Source organism: Glutamicibacter sp. NPDC127525 (assembly GCF_042672105.1).
GTDB lineage: Bacteria > Actinomycetota > Actinomycetes > Actinomycetales > Micrococcaceae > Glutamicibacter.
In genome coordinates, this window is the sequence record NZ_JBHXVN010000001.1 from 998,647 (window position 1) to 1,016,936 (window position 18,290).

Sequence of the window (18,290 nt, forward strand, 5' to 3'; positions counted from 1 at the left end):
CGTTACCAGACGTAGGCGAGGACTTCCCCACCCACGCCCTTCTTTGCAGCCTGACGGTCAGTAAGCAGACCGGAGGAGGTGGACAGGATAGCGATACCAAGACCACCGAGCACGTGAGGCAGGTTGGTGGACTTTGCGTAAACGCGAAGACCTGGCTTGGAGATACGGCGTACGCCAGCGATCGAACGCTCGCGCGATGGGCCGTACTTCAAAGTGATAGTCAGAGTCTTGCCGACTTCTGCTGCTACTTCCTCGAACGAGGCGATGTAGCCCTGTTCCTTGAGGATGTTAGCAATGCGCACTTTCAGCTTGCTCGACGGCATCGACACAGTGTCGTGGTAAGCCGAGTTGGCGTTGCGCAGACGAGTCAGCATATCTGCGACTGGATCTGTCATAGACATGTGGGCTTCAGCCCTTCCTCGTTACGGTTTCCTTAGCGGACCTGTAACGTAGTGAGATTAGTTGTTGGTCTTGAATGGGAAGCCCAGAGCCTTAAGCAAGGCACGGCCTTCGTCATCAGTCTTGGCGGTGGTAACGACAGTGATGTCCATACCACGTACGCGGTCAACCTTGTCCACATCGATTTCATGGAACATCGACTGTTCGGTCAGACCGAAAGTGTAGTTGCCATTGCCATCGAACTGGCGGTCGCTCAAGCCGCGGAAGTCGCGGATACGAGGCAGTGCCAGGGTGATCAGGCGGTCGACGAATTCCCACATGCGATCGTTACGCAGGGTGGTGTGGGTACCGATTGGCATGCCTTCGCGCAGCTTGAACTGTGCGATCGACTTGCGGGCCTTGGTAACCACTGGCTTCTGACCGGTAATTGCGGTCAGGTCGCGTACGGCGCCTTCAATGAGCTTCGAGTCCTTGGCTGCTTCGCCAACACCCATGTTCACGACAACCTTGGTCAGGGATGGTACCTGCATTGGGTTGGCGTAGTTGAACTGCTCCTGCAGGGCAGGGCGGATGTCAGCTGCGTACTTAGCCTTCAGACGTGGCTGGATCTTGGTGGCTGCTTCAGTCATTACAGATCCTTTCCGGAAGCCTTGGCGTAACGAACGCGTACAGTCTTGGACACGCCGTTCTTTTCTACGGTTTCCTCGCGGAAGCCGACGCGGGTTGGCTTCTTGGTCTCTGGGTCAACCACTGCAACGTTGGAAACGTGCACTGGAGCCTCGACAACCTCGATGCCGCCGGTGGTCGAACCGGATTCGGTCTGACCTGCCTTGGTGTGCTTGGTGACGCGGTTAACGCCTTCGACCAGCACGCGGTTGGACTCGGTAATGACCTTCAGGACCTTGCCCTGCAAGCCACGTTCCTTGCCAGCGATGACCTGAACCAGGTCACCCTTCTTGATCTTTGCGCCCATGGTTACAGCACCTCCGGAGCCAGCGAAACGATCTTCATGAACTTCTTGTCACGAAGCTCGCGGCCCACTGGGCCGAAAATACGAGTACCACGAGGATCGGCAGCGTCACCCTTGAGGATAACTGCAGCGTTCTCGTCGAACTTGATGTAGGAACCGTCTGCACGACGGATTTCCTTCTTGGTGCGAACGACGACTGCCTTTACGACGTCGCCCTTCTTTACGTTGCCGCCAGGAATTGCATCCTTGACGGTAGCGACAATGGTGTCGCCAATGCTTGCGTAGCGACGCTTCGAGCCACCAAGAACACGAATGGTAAGGATTTCCTTAGCACCAGTGTTATCGGCAACCTTAAGTCGCGACTCCTGCTGAATCACTTCTTACTCCTGTCGTCTCGCTGGTTCTCATGAATGAGCCTTGCGGAACGGATATGGTCTCCACGATACGTATCGCTTACCCCCACTGGCGCGGGCGCACCGAATGCTGATCCCAAATGCCGGCAGGGCCGAGGCGTAAAATATCGAGGCTGCACTTGCGCGGCCAAACGGATTTGGACCGCACTGCATTATGTCGAAGGTGGATAGTCCCCGGGCATGATGCGCACAGATTCTTAAGTCTAGCCTAGAGTGGCGCGAATCCGAAATGGTGTGGTAAGAGAAAAGCGAGCGTCGTTCGTCACACCTTGGACACCGCAGATTCGCTGAATTTCGGGGTTTTGGTGCTGCCATCCAGTTGGGCAACTGGTCGCTTGCGGCGGCATCAGAGTGCCATTCGAGGTAGCCCATGCGCCGCCGTGGATAAAAAGCGGCTGAATCGCCAAAAGTGAAATTATTTTTCGGTCAGCCCTGGGCAGCTCCAGCATCCGGCCGTCACCGGCAGGAATCATTGCTCAGCGACGGAATTCGACCGTGGCGCTCACCGCAAGATGATCCGAGCCGTCGATGATGTGAGAAGAAGAGCCCGTGATGGACAGGCCCTTCGCCACGATATGGTCAATGCCGATCAATGGCGGGAAGCTCCGGCCGGCTGGCCAGGTCGCGCGGGGCCAGACTCCATCAGCCTGCGCATACCCGTGTCCCAGGGCACGGAATCCTGGATGGGAGCGAACTGAGTTGAAGTCGCCAGCAAGGATAACGGGATGATCCCGCTGCTGATTCGACCAGTCGATGACTGCTTCCAAGCCCTGGCTCCATCGTTGCGCATCGCCAACCGGCGGATAGACATGGATGCCGGCCACCCGCACGATCCCACCGGGTGCCTGCACATCGGCAACCGGCAAGGAGTACCAACCGGTGTCCGCTGAATCCAGATCGGTGGAGCGTTCCTGCAATGGGTACTTTGAGAAAATCACGGTATCCCGTTCTCCCCCGGCGGGTGCGTCTTGGCTCCGATAGCCAAATTCATCCAGCGCGTCCAGCCCTGCGAGTTGCTGGTGCATTGGTTCGCTGGTTTCAACAAGGACGAGAATCTGCGGATCCGTGTCCCTGATCAGTTCAGCGAGCTGCGCCGGATTCGCTCCTGCCTTCAGGGCATTGAACGATAGGAGAACCAGCTCGGAGCTGCCGTTTCCGGTCTGGCCAGCGGGAGAGCTCCATTGCACGCTGGGCAGTGTACCGCAAAGCAGGAACACCAGCACGAACCCGCTGATGAGCCATTGCTTGCGCAGTAGCCCGATAACCAGAACCACTGCCGGGAAGAGCAACAGATATGGCTGGAATGCCTGAAGCTTGGGAATCAATCCTGCACCGGGGAAACCCAGATACGGGAGTATGCCAATAGCTAGGGAAGCAACAAGAAGCGTACCCATAGGCCATCCCAGGGAAGGTTTTCGGGCACGCGTCATCGTCATCATCATCCGAGCCTATTCGAAGCGGATGATAATTCCGGCAAGGACACTTCCGCCTAGGTACGATAGCGGCTCGATGCGATTGCGACTGCCCTTGGCTTCTTCATGACTGCTGCGAGGCCCACTGCGCGACGCGCTGGGCGCTCTCTTCCAGCGACAGGTCTTCCACCCTGGACATGATGGACCAGCGCACACCGAAGGGATCCAGAATCGAAGCGAAGCGGTCACCCGAGACGAAGTTGCCCAGTGGTTCTCGGATACTGGAACCGGCAGCCTCGGCCCTGGCCACCACCTCATCTGCGTTTTCGCAGTAGAAACCCAAGGAATAGCAGGCATTCGGCGAAGCTGGCGGGCTGACTAGTCCGTAGGCCGGCGAAGGTTCCCCGATCTGCAAACGGCCATTGCCGAATGCAATTTCTGCATGCACGACAACGCCTCCCATTTCGGTGGAATCTACCATTGTCGCACCGAATACTTCTTCATAGAATCCCAGCGCTGCCCTTGCGTTGGGCACAGTCAAGAATGGCGTCAGACTGGTGAATCCATGAGGGACACCGGCAGTTGTATGCATTCCCGTCACACCTTGCGTGACTTCATCTTGATTTTCCATGTCCCTAGGCTAAGTCTGTGTGGCACGCTGGTTCTTGTAGATATGCGACAACCTGCACGGGTGGTAGAGGCCATGGAATCAGCACCGGATCCGCGAGGCGTTCTCTATCCTGCCCGGCTATCGGCAATCGAGCGATTCTCCCCCGGTCCAGGACTGCAGGAATTGGTCTCCTGGTTTTGGCTGGTGGATTGGAACATCGCGCCCGGACGTACCTCACGGCAAGAACTCCTGCCCTTTCCGCAAATGAATCTGGTTATTGAGCCAGGAGGCGTTACGCTTTCCGGCCCGGCCAGCGGCGCTTCGCACCGCGACCTGTCCGGGAGCAGTTGGGCAGTCTCCGCCTTGTTGCGCCCAGCGGCTGCGCAGGCTCTCAACGTGTCCCCCGCAGAGTTGCTGGACCAGGAAATCCAGTTCAGCGCACCTGGGCTGCTGGCCTCGATAACAAGGGTGAAGGCTCAACCCGGCCACGGGGACTCCGGTTCGACCTGTGCTGAGCTCTTCGGTTCGTGGCTCACCGCTCACCTTCCAGCAGCCACAAGTTCTGGCCTCCAAGCTAATAAGCTGCTCGACACCGTCGCGGCGGAGCGCGGAATCGTAAGGGTCTCCCAACTGGCCCATCGCTTGTCGCTCAGTACACGTAGTCTGCAACGGATTTCGGAAAGGTATTTGGGACTGGCTCCGCTGGCGGTGATTCGGCGGTACCGTTTGCAAGAGGCTGCTCATCGGCTGCGCGAGGACACTGCAGTTTCTATCGCTGGCATCGCAGCGGAAATGGGGTATGCGGATCAAGCCCATCTAGCGGCAGACTTCCGCAAAGTCTTGGGCTACTCCCCTGTTACCTATCGAAAGGGCCGGACCTAGTCTGGCGGTACTGCCGCCACGGCACTGATTTCAACCAGCGCACCTGGCACACCGAGCTTCGCGACGAAGGCTGCAGACACCAGGGGTGGTTCAGTGGCTGCCAACTGTTCGCCTATGGCTCCATAGACGCTGATGACGTCGGTTCCTTCCACCAGCAGCACGTTCCACTGCACAACATCCTGGAATCCCGCGCTGGCCGCCGCCAGTGCGAGCTTGGCGTTTCCCAGTGCCCTGGTCGCCTGCGTTGCGGCATCCCCGGCTCCGATCAGCTGCCCTGTGCCGTCTACAGCGTTCTGCCCGCCAACATAGATAGTCGTGGCACCCGGCGGGACGATGGCTACGTGGCTGAAAGCTGGGGAGTTGACAAGGCCAGCGGGACGCAGTTTCCTGATCTGTTCCATAGTCCAGTGTGGCATTTTATTCACTGCTTTTTACGACAGAAATGCCCCGAACTCTTCTTGCGAAGTGTTCGGGGCATTCTTCAATCACGAGATCCGTGAAATCGAAGCGAAAGCTTACTTAGCCTTCTCCACGATCTCAACGAGACGCCAGCGCTTGTCAGCAGACAGCGGGCGGGTCTCAGCGATGACAACCAAGTCGCCGATGCCGGCGTCGTTGTTCTCGTCGTGAGCCTTCACGTTCTTGTTGCGACGCATGACCTTGCCGTAAAGGGCGTGCTTAACACGGTCCTCAACGTCTACGACGATGGTCTTCTGCATCTTGTCAGATACCACGTAACCACGGAGGGTCTTGCGGTCGTTACGCTCGGTAGCGTTATCCACACCGTTCTCCTTCTCGCTCATTACTTGGAATCCTTCTTGGTTTCTTCAACCGGAACAACGACATCCTGACGAATGCCCAGCTCGCGCTCGCGCAGCACAGTGTAAATGCGTGCAATATCGCGCTTGATGGTCTTCAGGTTCCCGTGGGAATCCAGCTGGCCGGTAGCCGACTGGAAACGCAGGTTGAACAGTTCTGCCTTGGCCTTCTTCAATTCCTCGTTCAAACGAGCGGTATCGAAGCCGTCCAGGGACTCAATGCTAAGGTCTTTCGAGCCGATAGACATCCCTATTCACCACCTTCACGACGCACGATGCGTGCCTTCATTGGCAGCTTGTGGATTGCAAGACGCAATGCCTCTTTAGCTACCTCTTCACTGACGCCACCGAGTTCAAACATGACTCGTCCTGGCTTTACGTTGGCGACCCACCACTCCGGCGAACCCTTACCGGAACCCATGCGGGTTTCGGCAGGCTTCTTGGTAAGCGGACGGTCTGGGTAGATGTTGATCCAGACCTTACCGCCACGCTTGATGTAACGGGTCATGGCGATACGAGCGGCTTCGATCTGACGGTTAGTCACGTAAGCCGGGGTCAACGCCTGAATGCCGTACTCACCGAAAGCAACGGTGGTACCGCCCTTGGCAGCACCCGAACGCTTTGGGTGGTGCTGCTTGCGGAACTTCACACGACGTGGGATAAGCATTTAAGCCTGTCCTCCTTCCGCAGCCGGAGCTGCAGCGCCCTTGCGATCGTTACGACGACGGCGTTCGCCGCCACGTGGACGGTCGTTGCCGCCACCGCGGCCGCCACGAGCTGGAGCAGCAGCCTGCTGTGCAGCCAGTTCCTTGGCGGTTACGTCACCCTTGTAGATCCAGACCTTCACGCCGATACGGCCGAAGGTGGTCTTGGCTTCGAACTTGCCGAAGTCGATGTTCGCGCGCAGGGTGTGCAGTGGCACACGGCCTTCGCGGTAGAACTCCTTGCGGGACATTTCTGCGCCGCCAAGTCGACCGGAGCACTGAACGCGGATGCCCTTGGCACCAGCGCGCATTGCCGACTGCATTGCCTTCTTCATCGCACGGCGGAAAGCCACGCGGGAAGCAAGCTGCTCGGCGATGCCCTGGGCGACCAGCATGGCCTCCATGTCAGGGTTCTTGACCTCGAGGATGTTCAGCTGAACCTGCTTCTTGGTGAGCTTTTCCAGCTCGCCACGAATACGGTCAGCTTCTGCGCCGCGACGACCAATGACGATACCTGGACGTGCAGTGTGGATATCCACACGTACGCGGTCACGGGTACGCTCGATCTCGACGCGGGCGATGCCAGCGCGATCCATGCCGTTAGACAGCAGGGCGCGGATCTGGACATCTTCCTTCACGTAGTCAGCGTAACGCTGGCCTGGCTTGCTGGAATCAGCGAACCAGTGGGAAACGTGATCGGTGGTGATGCCGAGACGGAAACCGTTCGGGTTAATCTTCTGTCCCATTTAGTTCTCCCCACCCTTCTGCGTGGTTGAAACAACCACAGTCACGTGGCTGGTGCGCTTCTTGATCTGGAATGCGCGACCCTGTGCACGCGGCTGGAACCGCTTCATGGTCGGACCTTCGTCAACAAACGCTTCGCTGATAAACAGCTCGTCCTCATTGAATGCTTCACCTGCGCGGTCCGCGGCGGCACGGGCGTTAGCCACTGCCGATGCGACAACCTTGTATACCGGCTCCGAAGCTGCCTGTGGGGCAAACTTCAAGATGGCCAGTGCTTCGTTGGTCTGCAGACCACGAACAAGGTTGACGACGCGCCGGGCCTTCATAGGCGTTACGCGGATGTGACGCGCAATTGCCTTGGCTTCCATTGCTATCCTTCTCTCGTCTATCGAAGAAGTGCTAAGCGATACTAGTACCCTTGCGGGGCCTAGCGGCGCTTGCCCTTCTTGTCGTCCTTCACGTGGCCACGGAACGTACGGGTTGGGGCAAACTCTCCGAGCTTGTGTCCAACCATCGATTCGGTTACGAACACAGGAATGTGCTTGCGACCGTCGTGTACGGCGATGGTGTGTCCCAGCATGTCCGGGATGATCATCGAACGGCGGGACCACGTCTTGATGACGTTCTTGGTGCCCTTATCGTTTTCAGCAACGACCTTTAGGAACAGGTGCTGATCGACGAAGGGGCCTTTCTTCAGGCTGCGTGGCATGTTTCCAGGCTCCTATCGCTTGTTCTTGCCGGTCTTGCGGCGACGCACAATGAGCTTGTCGCTTTCCTTGTTTGGACGACGGGTGCGTCCCTCACGCTTACCGTTAGGGTTGACCGGGTGACGACCACCGGAGGTCTTGCCCTCACCGCCACCATGTGGGTGGTCAACTGGGTTCATGACAACACCGCGAACGGTTGGGCGTACGCCCTTCCAGCGCATACGGCCGGCCTTGCCCCAGTTGATGTTGATCTGCTCAGCGTTGCCAACTTCGCCGATGGTTGCGCGGCAGCGCACATCAACGTTGCGGATTTCACCCGAAGGCAAACGCAGCTGGGCGTAGCGGCCCTCACGGGCTACCAGCTGGATCGATGCACCAGCGGAACGAGCCATCTTAGCGCCGCCGCCTGGGCGAAGCTCAACAGCGTGAATCACGGTACCAACCGGGATGTTACGCAGTGGCAGGTTGTTGCCTGGCTTGATGTCGGCGCTTGCGCCGGCCTCAATTGGGTCACCCTGCTTGAGGTTGTTCGGTGCGATGATGTAGCGCTTGGTGCCGTCCACGTAGTGGAGCAGTGCGATACGAGCGGTACGGTTCGGGTCGTACTCGATGTGAGCGACCTTTGCCGGAACGCCGTCCTTGTCGTGACGACGGAAGTCGATAACACGGTAGGCGCGCTTGTGTCCGCCACCCTTGTGACGGGTGGTGATCTTACCGGTGTTGTTACGGCCGCCTGACTTGGTCAGGGGACGAACCAACGACTTTTCCGGAGTCGATCGGGTGATTTCTGCGAAGTCGGCTACCGACGAGCCGCGAAGGCCCGGGGTAGTCGGCTTGTACTTACGAATTCCCATTATTAATATTCCTCGTTAAAGTGGTCTCCGCTTAGGAAAGCGGACCGCCGAAGATGTCAATCGAGCCGTCCTTCAAGGTGATGATGGCGCGCTTGGTGCTCTTGCGCGATCCCCACCCGAAGCGGGTGCGCTTGCGCTTACCAGCTCGGTTGATGGTGTTTACGGAGTCAACCTTGACGTTGAAGATCGCTTCAACGGCGTACTTGATTTCCGACTTGTTGGAGCTTGGTGCCACCTCGAAGGTGTACTGACCTTGATCGATCAGACCGTAGCTCTTTTCCGATACGACAGGTGCGATGACCACGTCGTGTGGAGCCTTTGAGAACGCGCTCACTTGGCTTCCTCCTTCTGGACCAGGGCATCGAAGGCAGCCTTGGTGAAGACTACGTCATCCGAAACCAGAACATCGTAGGTGTTCAGCTGGTCGACGTACAGAACGTGCACATTGACGAGGTTGCGAACCGAAAGGGCTGCAACATCGTTGGCGCGATCGATGACGACAAGCAGGTTCTTGCGCTCGGTGAGCGAACGCAAGGTAGCCAGAGCATCCTTGGTCGAAGGCGTTTCGCCAGCAACCAAGTTCTCAATCACGTGAACGCGATCGAAGCGTGCGCGATCAGACAGGGCGCCGCGCAGTGCAGCAGCCTTCATCTTCTTCGGGGTACGCTGCGAGTAATCACGTGGGGTTGGACCGTGGACAATGCCACCGCCGGTCATGTGCGGAGCACGGATCGAACCCTGACGGGCGCGGCCGGTACCCTTCTGCTTGAACGGCTTGCGACCTGCACCCGAAACCTCGGAGCGGTCCTTGGTCTTGTGGGTACCCTGGCGGGCAGCAGCAAGCTGTGCAACGACAACCTGGTGCAGCAGCGGGACGTTGGTCTGTACGTCGAAGATCTCTGCAGGCAGTTCGACGTTAAGTGCCTTAGTCATTTACTTATGCTCCCTTCACGGCGTTGCGTACGAGAACGACGCGGCCGCGGGCGCCTGGAACGGCACCCTTGATCAGCAGGAGGTTCTTCTCAGCGTCGATAGCGTGAATGGTCAGGTTCTGAGTGGTAACACGCTCAGCACCCATGCGACCAGCCATCTTCTGTCCACGGAAAACGCGACCTGGGGTCGATGCGCCGCCGATGGAACCTGGCTTACGGTGGTTCTTGTGAGCACCGTGCGATGCGCCAACACCGTGGAAGTTGTGACGCTTCATAACGCCGGCGAAGCCCTTACCCTTCGAGGTGCCTACGACGTCGACCTTCTGGCCGGCTTCGAAGACCTCTACGGAAAGTTCCTGGCCTGCGGTGTACTCGGCAGCGTCTGCAGTGCGCAGTTCTACCAAGTGGCGACGTGGGGTGACGCCAGCAGCCTCGAAGTGACCAGCCAGTGGCTTGGTGACCTTGCGAGGATCGATCTGGCCGTAGCCGATCTGAACTGCGGTGTAGCCATCGCGCTCTTCGTTGATGAGCTTGGTGACAACGTTGCTATCAGCCTGCACGACGGTGACAGGGATCAGGTTGTTGTTCGAATCCCAAACCTGGGTCATGCCGAGCTTCGTGCCCAGCAGGCCCTTGAAATTACGGGTTGCGGTCATAGTTTTCTCGCCACCTCCCCTTAAAGCTTGATTTCGATGTTGACATCCGCTGGCAGGTCGAGACGCATCAGCGAATCAACAGCCTTCGGGGTCGGATCGACGATGTCGATCAGACGCTTGTGCGTGCGCATTTCGAAGTGCTCACGGCTGTCCTTGTACTTGTGTGGCGAACGGATAACGCAGTACACGTTCTTCTCCGTTGGCAGCGGCACTGGGCCGACTACGGTTGCGCCTGCGCGCGTGACCGTCTCAACGATCTTCCGGGCCGAAACGTCAATGACCTCGTGGTCATACGACTTCAGCCGGATGCGGATTTTCTGTCCCGCCATGGCGTCATGCCTCTTTCTGTTAGCACTATCTAAAGTTTCTGTGCCTATATACGGGTCCTTGCAGACCGGCACGCCTTGCTCTGCGGCTGAATCCGGATCAGATCCGGGTTCCTCACCCGCAGGAGGCTCCGACCCCCGCGCTCGGGCGTGTCGTGAAATTTTCAGTCACAACACTCCCACAAAGTTTTCACTTTATCGAAGGGCCTTATAGTTTGAAGCAGTCGTATCGATCCCGAACCCCAGGCATTATCCTGCGTGAGAGTCGATCCCGGTCGTTCAAACCAGACCGGTTACCCCATAAATGGGGACCGGGTTGCATTGAAGCAACTTATCTAGTCTGACAGGTCGGCAACGATCGCGCAAATCTTTTATGCCTATCCGCGCCCGTGATCTTGACCTCACACCTCGCGTGGCCCGTCCTGCCCGGACGGCTCCTGCCCCGCGGGGATCGGTGGATCAACAGGGTTTTGCGGCCTCACCGGCAGCGAATTCTGCTTGTCGACCTTCACCAGCTTGAAGACCGCGGCCGCAATCAGCCCCAAGCCAATGACCACCAGCCAGAGGAATGCCAAATCGCGCAGGAACCACAAGACGGACAAGGTGATAGCCGCCGCACCCCACCAAATGAACAACCGCTCCCCCAGCTTCAAGCCCCAGGCCACCAATCCACCGAAGAAGACCAGGCCGATCGCCTGCGCAACACCATTGGATTGGACCAGTGCGGCGAGCAAGGCCAGGCTGCCGGCCACCGAGGCGGCCAGCAGGTATGCCCTCTCCAATCGCGCGTTGGCCCTGATATTGCGCCACGCGACCAGCACTACTGCAACAATGCAGGCGTAGGCCGCCAAGTTGCTGGCCCGCGGTGTGCCAAGGATCTGGGCATAGCTGCCCAGCGCCAGCAGCGCGCCCAGGAGGATGAAGCCGTCCACTGCGTAGGTCACCATCCGCCGCGGAAGTTCAAAGAGCCGCACCAGCACCGCAACGCCGAAGACCAGCAGCGCTCCGCCGGCCACCTGCCAAATCGCACCGCCATCCAGATGGGCGATGCCACCGGCCAGCAACAGGGCCAGGAGCATTGCCGCGAAATACAAGCGCGAGGCGCTGCCGGGCGGATCGGCATGGAGGTAGCCGAATTCCGGATAGCCGGGAATTGGGTCCTTCATTAGCCCATGGAAGATTGCCAGCAGGTACAGCGCGAGGCCCGCGCCAACCAGCGCCCATGCGGCATCCATCGGTGCTAGCACCACTGCCCCACCGGCTTGCCGCACCTCGAAGACTGCACGCAGGATAGCGACGCACAGCATGATGGCGGCTCCGGCCGCGTACCAGGCGCTCTTGCGCGTGTGCACCAGCAGGATGAAGCCGAGGGCCAGCAGCAGGTGCGCACCCACTGCCCACCACGACCCCGCCTGCCACGCGGCGGCCCACGCCGCCGGAAGGAAGATGGCCAGGCCCAGGGCTATCGAGTACGACTTGTTGGCGCGCAACCGCCATTCAAGCACGAGTGCCGCCAGGCTCAGGGCCAGCAGCATGGCGCAAGCAACCTGGGAACTCCACCACGTAGAGCGGACCCATCCGGTCGCATCTTCCATGGCCAGTGCCGGAATGCTGATCAGCAGGATCAGTGCCAGGATCGGGGCAAATAGATAGAGCTGTCGCTTGGCCACCGTCAAGCTGGTCTCGGCCTTGAACGCGGCCAGCCCGTGCAGCCCGAAGAATAAGCAGGCCAAGAGGATCGTTCCCCGATCCATGCCGCCCGCGAACTGCCCGTAGGCCAGCGCCGCCAGTGGAATGCCAGCCAGCAGTCCCACTGCCATCCAGCGCAATTCCCGGCGCAGTGCTTTGCCGTCGCGGATGCTAGCCAGCAAGCGGAGCAGCTGCGGGACGGCTATCGAAACCAGCAGCAGGCAGAACCGGCCGTGGATGTCGAATTCCATGCTGTAGGCAATCCACCACACCATGGAACTGAAGAGCACTTGGGCCAACGCTGCATAGAGGATCTTCCACCGCGTATTGGTGCTGCGGCGCAAGCTCCAGATGAAATAGCCCAAGGTTGCCGCCCCGATGAGGATTGCCAGCGGCCAGATCTCCTTGCCGAAGCTGAGCGCATAAAGCCCCATCAGCAGGCAGGCCGCAGCGACGTTGATCGGCTGTTCCAGCGCGGGGCGCTGTGCAGGAATATCGCGAAGCCGTCGACCCGAGGCAATGACCAGGCCAACTGCGAGCACAAGGCCAGTGATGAACCACGCCAGCCCGCCGATGCCCAGGAACACCACGGTGCTTTCGCTGGCGTAGGAATAGTCGCCAGCGGTTGACAGCAGGCGCAGGCTGAAGAGCAGCACCACGCCAAGTAAACCCGAAGCGCCCACACGTCCCAGCCGGTGCCCCTGCACCATGCCGGAATCCAGCACGGCACGGCTCGCCAGATTCGCCGCCCACAAGATGAACAGCACGAAGAGCACCGCAATCAACGGGGCTGAGCCGTCAGGATTTCCGTAGTCCCCAGCCGTGAGCTCATCAAGCGCAGCACCGAGCACGCCTGCGCCAACCAGGGTAAGGACCCAGCGCGCATGGAGCGTCATTTCCCTGCGCAGGTTCCGGGCGTTGCGCTGAGCCAGCGAAAGCCCGAGCAGAGCCAGGGCGAATACCACCAGCGGGCGCCAACTGTGGTTCTGCATATCGACCAGCGCCACCAGGGGAAGAACCGCGATGACTCCAACTTCCAGCTTGGCGCTGCGCAGCAAGCCGGGAATGCCCAGCGCCATGAAGATGGGAACCGCGATGTAGCAGAGCACGAAGGCCTCGAAGCCCTGCGCGTAGAGAAACGCGCCGATCACCGAAGTCACCGCTAAGCACCACAGCACCGCACGTTCACTTTGCAGGTGCCTGCGCGCCAATCCCAGCCTCTGCTGGTAGCCGGTGGAGCAGAGCAATACCGCTACGGCTTGGAGCCCGAAGGCGAAGGCGAGCACCAGCCAGCTGCTCGTTGCGGAGAAACCGAGGTAGTTGCAGCCGGCCACGAGCATCGCCATGAAAGCAGCGCGGGCAGCGTAGGTGCGCAGCAGCCGCAGGTTGGGCAACAGCCTGACGCTGAGCAGCAACTGGGCGGTGAGCAACGCGAAGATCCAGAACAAATCCCGGCTGGCGAGCATCTCCAAGAGGATCACCGAGAGCGCAAAGACAAACGCAGGCAGCAGCTGCGCGGTGCCGTGCAGGGCCCGGAAGAAGATTGAGTGGCGGATCCTTTCGCTGCGTACCGCCAAGAGCATCAGCGCAATAGAGAGCACCAGCAGGATCAGCATGTAGTACAGGACGCCACGCTGCATCGCGGCCGCGCCGGCCATGGCGGTGCTGACCAGAATCAGCACGGCAACCCACGCCAGAACACGGGACTTGAACGTCAGTGTTGCGTAGCCCACGGCTAATGTGCCGATGGCTGAGAAAACCAGCCAGGTCGCCGGGCCGGATATGTTCACCGTGCTGTAGGTAGCGATGGCGCACAGCGGCAACAAAGCCAGCCCGGTGCCGGCAAAGGCGGCTCCTGCCGGACGCAAGGACGGTTTCACTGCGAAGGTGACCAGGCCTCCGCCGTAGAAAGCGGCAGACAGCAGGAACAAGGCGATGAGCTTTGACAGTGGCGGAAGCGCGAAGCTCAGGAAGAGTGCGCCGGCGGCAACGATCATCAGGGCCGCGACGTACAGCGTGATGTTGATGTTGCGCAGTTCGCGCTCGCGTTTGGTGAGCACTTTGATTGGCTTAACCGGTGCAGCAGGCTGGAGGGTGGCCGTGGGGAGCGGCGCGCGGTACGCGGGGGCAGCACCGGCCGCCGCTGGCTGGAGGTATGGCTGGCTGGAAGGTGCCATCGATGCGGCCGGCGCTGCATCTTTGCGGCTTGCAGGCTGCGCTTCGAGCGGCTGTGCGGGGACCCCCGGCGCTTGGGCAGCAGCCGGTGCCGAGGCACCCGGCGGCCCGGGTTGCCCCAGGTACTTCACTGCCTCGTCGTAGCCTTGCTGCCACGCTTCGCCCAGCGCATCAAGCTGCTGCTGGCTTTGCGATTTATCCCGACTCCCCTGGCGCCGGCCGAGGCCGAAAGCCAACAGAACCAAGATGATAGAAACGATGATCCAGCCCATCATTGATGCCACTCCCCCACTTAGCGAATTGTCGCGCCCTCCAATTAGACCACCTTCTAGATATATTCACTAGCAGGGGCTCGTATTTAACGAAAAAAATCCCCCAGCACAAAAGTGCTGGGGGATTCTTTTCAGTTCACTAGGGAACTACCTCATCAAGTAGAGACTACTTGGTGATGGTGGTTACCTTGCCCGAACCAACGGTGCGGCCGCCTTCGCGAATTGCGAAGCCGAGGCCCTCTTCCATGGCGATTGGCTGGATCAGCTCAACCGACATTTCGGTGTTGTCGCCAGGCATAACCATTTCGGTGCCCTCTGGGAGGGTGATAACGCCGGTTACGTCGGTGGTGCGGAAGTAGAACTGCGGACGGTAGTTCGAGTAGAACGGGTTGTGACGTCCGCCTTCGTCCTTCGACAGGATGTAGACGTTAGCTTCGAAGTTGGTGTGTGGGGTGATCGAGCCTGGGGCTACGATAACCTGGCCACGCTCAACATCGTCGCGCTTCAGACCGCGAAGCAGCAGACCACAGTTCTCGCCAGCCCATGCTTCGTCGAGCTGCTTGTGGAACATCTCGATACCGGTAACGGTAGTCTTCTGGATTGGGCGGATGCCAACAATCTCAACTTCCGAGTTGATAGCCAGGGTGCCACGCTCGGCGCGACCGGTAACAACGGTACCGCGGCCGGTGATGGTGAAGACGTCTTCAATTGGCATCAGGAATGGCTTGTCGCGGTCGCGAACTGGGTCTGGAATGAAGCTGTCAGCTGCATCCATCAGTTCCTCGATAGCTGCAACCCACTTTGCGTCGCCTTCCAGAGCCTTCAGGCCCGAAACGCGGATCACTGGAGCGTCATCGCCATCGAAGCCCTGCGAGGACAGAAGTTCGCGAACTTCCATCTCCACGAGCTCGAGCAGCTCTTCGTCATCAACCATGTCCGACTTGTTCAGTGCAACCATCAGGGTTGGAACACCAACCTGGCGGGCCAGCAGAACGTGCTCGCGGGTCTGAGCCATCGGGCCATCGGTAGCGGCAACAACGAGGATTGCGCCGTCCATCTGAGCAGCACCGGTGATCATGTTCTTGACATAGTCAGCGTGACCTGGAGCGTCTACGTGTGCGTAGTGGCGCTTCTCGGTCTGGTACTCGATGTGCGAGATGTTGATGGTAATACCGCGCTGGCGCTCTTCCGGTGCCGAGTCGATGTTAGCGAAGTCGCGCTGTTCGTTCAGGTCTGGGTACTTGTCAGCCAGAACCTTGGAGATTGCCGCGGTCAGAGTGGTCTTACCGTGGTCAACGTGACCGATGGTACCAATGTTGACGTGCGGCTTGTTGCGCTCGAACTTTGCCTTTGCCACAAGTTCCTCCTAGAAACATTTACAGAAGACATTCTTCGTCTGCGCGGTTCGCAAACGAACTAGAAATAGTCTACTGGGGGCTTGGATAATTTAGGAAATTCCGGTCCTCTGCGGGGCCTGCATTGTGATGCAAATCCCTCGTTGGCCGTTTGCGGTGCCGGCTCCGTTTTTCAACGGAACCGGCCCGCGATCGGCCACTTCCCCGCTAAGGGGGTCACGGCCAGGTTTTTATACCGAGACGATTACTCGCCGCGGGACTTCTGGATGATCTCGTCGGCAACTGCCTTCGGGACCTCAGAGTAGCTGTCGAAGGTCATCGAGTAAACTGCGCGACCCTGGGTCTTCGAACGCAGGTCACCAATGTAACCGAACATTTCCGACAGTGGCACACCAGCGCGGATGACCTTGACGCCAGCAGCGTCGGACATCTCGCTGATCGAACCACGACGGGAGTTCAGGTCGCCGATAACGTCGCCCATGTACTCTTCCGGGGTACGGACTTCAACAGCCATCAGCGGTTCAAGCAAAACAGGGTTAGCGCGGCGTGCGCCTTCCTTGAATACCTGCGAACCAGCGATCTTGAAGGCCATTTCCGAGGAGTCGACATCGTGGTAAGCACCATCGATGAGGGTAGCCTTGACACCGACCAGTGGGTAGCCTGCGAGGATACCGTACTGCATTGCGTCCTGGATACCAGCGTCAACGGATGGGATGTACTCACGAGGAACACGACCACCGGTCACGGCGTTCTTGAACTCGTAGGTGACGCCGTCAACAACTTCCAGAGGCTCGAACGAGACCTGGACCTTGGCGAACTGACCCGAACCACCGGTCTGCTTCTTGTGGGTGAAGTCAACCTTCTCCACAGCCTTCTTGATGGTTTCGCGGTATGCAACCTGTGGCTTGCCAACGTTTGCTTCCACACGGAATTCGCGCTTCATGCGGTCAACCAGAATGTCCAGGTGAAGCTCACCCATACCGCCAATGACGGTCTGGCCGGTGTCTTCGTTCAGGGACACGGTGAAGGTTGGATCTTCCGCCGACAGCTTCTGGATAGCGGTCGACAGCTTTTCCTGGTCACCCTTGGTCTTTGGTTCGATGGCCACAGAGATCACTGGATCCGGGAAGCTCATCGATTCGAGAACGATTGGGTGGGCTGGATCACATAGGGTGTCACCGGTGGTGGTGGCCTTCAGGCCGATCACAGCGTAGATGTGACCTGCGTGGATCTCGTCTACCGGATTCTCCTTGTTGGAGTGCATCTGGAAGAGCTTGCCTACGCGTTCCTTCTTGCCCTTGGTGGAGTTCAGCAGCTGTGCGCCGGACTCTGCCTTGCCGGAGTAAACGCGGATGAAGTTCAACTGGCCGAAGAACGGGTGAGCGGCGATCTTGAACGCAAGTGCCGAGAACGGTGCGTCCTCCGAAGGCTCGCGGGTCAGCTCAACTTCTTCGTCCTTCGGATCGTGACCGATGGTGGCGCCAACGTCCAGTGGGTTCGGCAGGAAGTCGATGACTGCATCCAGCATTGGCTGAACGCCGCGGTTCTTGAAGGCCGAACCACAGAATACTGGGTAAGCTTCCGAGTTCACGGTCAGCTTGCGGATGCCAGCCTTGAGTTCCTCAACGGAGATTTCTTCACCTTCGAGGTACTTCTCCATGAGCTCTTCGGATGCCTCAGCGACATCTTCAACCAGCTTGGCGCGGTACTCTTCAGCACGCTCAACCAAGTCGGCAGGGATTTCGCGGGTTTCGTAAGCAGCGCCCATGGTGACGTCACCCTTGGAGTCGCCTTCCCAAACGAATGCCTTCATGGACAGCAGGTCAACGACACCGGTGAACTCGGACTCGGAGCCGATTGGCAGCTGCATAACCAGCGGCTTGGCACCAAGGCGCTGGATGATGGTATCTACGGTGAAGTAGAAGTCAGCGCCCAGCTTGTCCATCTTGTTGACGAAGCAGATACGTGGAACGTCGTACTTGTCAGCCTGGCGCCAAACGGTCTCGGACTGAGGCTCAACGCCTTCCTTGCCATCGAAGACGGCAACGGCGCCATCGAGCACGCGCAGCGAGCGCTCCACCTCAACGGTGAAGTCAACGTGGCCCGGGGTGTCGATGATGTTGATCTGGTTCTTGTTCCAGAAGCAGGTAACAGCAGCGGAGGTAATGGTGATACCGCGCTCTTTTTCCTGTTCCATCCAGTCGGTGGTCGAAGCACCGTCGTGGGTTTCACCGAGCTTGTGGTTCACACCCGTGTAGAAAAGGATGCGCTCAGTAGTAGTGGTCTTACCGGCATCGATGTGAGCCATGATGCCGATATTGCGGACCTTGTTAAGGTCAGTAAGCACGTCCTGTGCCACGTTGTCTCCCTAT

22 protein-coding genes are annotated in these 18,290 nt (G+C 59.1%); 1 reads left to right on the forward strand and 21 read right to left on the reverse strand.

All coding sequences use genetic code 11. From position 1 onward, the window contains the following. Nucleotides 1-2 precede the first annotated feature (2 nt). The 6 genes from rpsH to ACFVHU_RS04680 form a co-directional block, all read right to left on the reverse strand. Nucleotides 3-401, reverse strand: a complete 399-nt coding sequence (rpsH, locus tag ACFVHU_RS04655) for a 30S ribosomal protein S8 (protein ID WP_013349671.1) — start codon at nt 399-401, stop codon at nt 3-5. A gap of 57 nt (nt 402-458) precedes the next feature. Then, nucleotides 459-1,028: a 50S ribosomal protein L5 gene (gene rplE / locus ACFVHU_RS04660; RefSeq protein ID WP_038992189.1), complete on the reverse strand. Its 570-nt coding sequence runs from the start codon at nt 1,026-1,028 to the stop codon at nt 459-461. Continuing rightward, nucleotides 1,028-1,372 carry a 50S ribosomal protein L24 gene (gene rplX, locus ACFVHU_RS04665; RefSeq protein ID WP_013349673.1) on the reverse strand — a complete coding sequence of 115 codons (345 nt, stop codon included), beginning with the start codon at nt 1,370-1,372 and terminating at the stop codon, nt 1,028-1,030. The genes rplE and rplX overlap by 1 nt, the downstream gene beginning before the upstream one ends. Before the next feature lie 2 nt (nt 1,373-1,374). Next, the gene (rplN, locus tag ACFVHU_RS04670) at nt 1,375-1,746 is read right to left on the reverse strand and encodes a 50S ribosomal protein L14 (RefSeq protein WP_013349674.1); all 372 of its coding nucleotides are present in this window, start codon (nt 1,744-1,746) and stop codon (nt 1,375-1,377) included. Between the two features lie 512 nt (nt 1,747-2,258). Further along, the gene (locus tag ACFVHU_RS04675) at nt 2,259-3,176 is read right to left on the reverse strand and encodes an endonuclease/exonuclease/phosphatase family protein (protein ID WP_388022725.1); all 918 of its coding nucleotides are present in this window, start codon (nt 3,174-3,176) and stop codon (nt 2,259-2,261) included. Nucleotides 3,177-3,318: 142 nt separating this feature from the next. Beyond that, the gene (locus ACFVHU_RS04680) at nt 3,319-3,825 is read right to left on the reverse strand and encodes a VOC family protein (protein ID WP_332594961.1); all 507 of its coding nucleotides are present in this window, start codon (nt 3,823-3,825) and stop codon (nt 3,319-3,321) included. A 72-nt stretch (nt 3,826-3,897) separates the two neighbouring features. Here ACFVHU_RS04680 and ACFVHU_RS04685 point away from each other — a divergent pair, with 72 nt between their 5' ends. Next, on the forward strand, nt 3,898-4,686 hold the full coding sequence (locus ACFVHU_RS04685; protein ID WP_388022729.1) for a helix-turn-helix domain-containing protein: 789 nt from the start codon (nt 3,898-3,900) through the stop codon (nt 4,684-4,686). Here the strand turns inward: ACFVHU_RS04685 and ACFVHU_RS04690 are convergent. From ACFVHU_RS04690 to fusA, 15 genes are all read right to left on the reverse strand, one after another. Beyond that, a complete protein-coding gene (locus ACFVHU_RS04690) occupies nt 4,683-5,102 on the reverse strand; it encodes a RidA family protein (RefSeq protein WP_388022731.1) in 420 nt (139 codons plus the stop codon). The genes ACFVHU_RS04685 and ACFVHU_RS04690 overlap by 4 nt on opposite strands. A gap of 99 nt (nt 5,103-5,201) precedes the next feature. Continuing rightward, entirely contained in the window at nt 5,202-5,489 is a 288-nt protein-coding gene (gene rpsQ, locus ACFVHU_RS04695) for a 30S ribosomal protein S17 (RefSeq protein ID WP_105657660.1), read from the reverse strand. Then, complete coding sequence (gene rpmC, locus ACFVHU_RS04700; protein WP_105657661.1) at nt 5,489-5,752, reverse strand: 50S ribosomal protein L29; 264 nt, start codon at nt 5,750-5,752, stop codon at nt 5,489-5,491. Before rpmC ends, rpsQ begins: the two co-directional genes overlap by 1 nt. A gap of 2 nt (nt 5,753-5,754) precedes the next feature. Continuing rightward, complete coding sequence (rplP, locus tag ACFVHU_RS04705) at nt 5,755-6,171, reverse strand: 50S ribosomal protein L16 (protein WP_105657662.1); 417 nt, start codon at nt 6,169-6,171, stop codon at nt 5,755-5,757. After that, the gene (rpsC, locus tag ACFVHU_RS04710; RefSeq protein ID WP_013349682.1) at nt 6,172-6,954 is read right to left on the reverse strand and encodes a 30S ribosomal protein S3; all 783 of its coding nucleotides are present in this window, start codon (nt 6,952-6,954) and stop codon (nt 6,172-6,174) included. It abuts the gene before it with no gap. Continuing rightward, entirely contained in the window at nt 6,955-7,320 is a 366-nt protein-coding gene (gene rplV / locus ACFVHU_RS04715) for a 50S ribosomal protein L22 (protein ID WP_013349683.1), read from the reverse strand. Nucleotides 7,321-7,379: 59 nt separating this feature from the next. Continuing rightward, nucleotides 7,380-7,661 (reverse strand): 30S ribosomal protein S19, encoded by a 282-nt coding sequence (gene rpsS / locus ACFVHU_RS04720; RefSeq protein WP_013349684.1) that lies wholly within the window; start codon nt 7,659-7,661, stop codon nt 7,380-7,382. 12 nt (nt 7,662-7,673) lie between these two features. Continuing rightward, entirely contained in the window at nt 7,674-8,513 is an 840-nt protein-coding gene (gene rplB / locus ACFVHU_RS04725; RefSeq protein ID WP_105657663.1) for a 50S ribosomal protein L2, read from the reverse strand. Between the two features lie 31 nt (nt 8,514-8,544). Next, nucleotides 8,545-8,847 (reverse strand): 50S ribosomal protein L23, encoded by a 303-nt coding sequence (gene rplW, locus ACFVHU_RS04730; protein ID WP_013349686.1) that lies wholly within the window; start codon nt 8,845-8,847, stop codon nt 8,545-8,547. Beyond that, nucleotides 8,844-9,446: a 50S ribosomal protein L4 gene (gene rplD / locus ACFVHU_RS04735; RefSeq protein WP_105657664.1), complete on the reverse strand. Its 603-nt coding sequence runs from the start codon at nt 9,444-9,446 to the stop codon at nt 8,844-8,846. The genes rplW and rplD overlap by 4 nt, the downstream gene beginning before the upstream one ends. A gap of 4 nt (nt 9,447-9,450) precedes the next feature. Beyond that, nucleotides 9,451-10,101, reverse strand: a complete 651-nt coding sequence (rplC, locus tag ACFVHU_RS04740) for a 50S ribosomal protein L3 (protein WP_013349688.1) — start codon at nt 10,099-10,101, stop codon at nt 9,451-9,453. A gap of 20 nt (nt 10,102-10,121) precedes the next feature. Then, complete coding sequence (gene rpsJ / locus ACFVHU_RS04745; protein WP_013349689.1) at nt 10,122-10,430, reverse strand: 30S ribosomal protein S10; 309 nt, start codon at nt 10,428-10,430, stop codon at nt 10,122-10,124. A gap of 398 nt (nt 10,431-10,828) precedes the next feature. Then, nucleotides 10,829-14,575: a hypothetical protein gene (locus tag ACFVHU_RS04750; RefSeq protein ID WP_388022738.1), complete on the reverse strand. Its 3,747-nt coding sequence runs from the start codon at nt 14,573-14,575 to the stop codon at nt 10,829-10,831. Nucleotides 14,576-14,729: 154 nt separating this feature from the next. After that, a complete protein-coding gene (gene tuf / locus ACFVHU_RS04755) occupies nt 14,730-15,920 on the reverse strand; it encodes an elongation factor Tu (protein WP_105657666.1) in 1,191 nt (396 codons plus the stop codon). Between the two features lie 242 nt (nt 15,921-16,162). Continuing rightward, entirely contained in the window at nt 16,163-18,277 is a 2,115-nt protein-coding gene (fusA, locus tag ACFVHU_RS04760) for an elongation factor G (RefSeq protein WP_105657667.1), read from the reverse strand. Between the last annotated feature and the right edge of the window lie 13 nt (nt 18,278-18,290).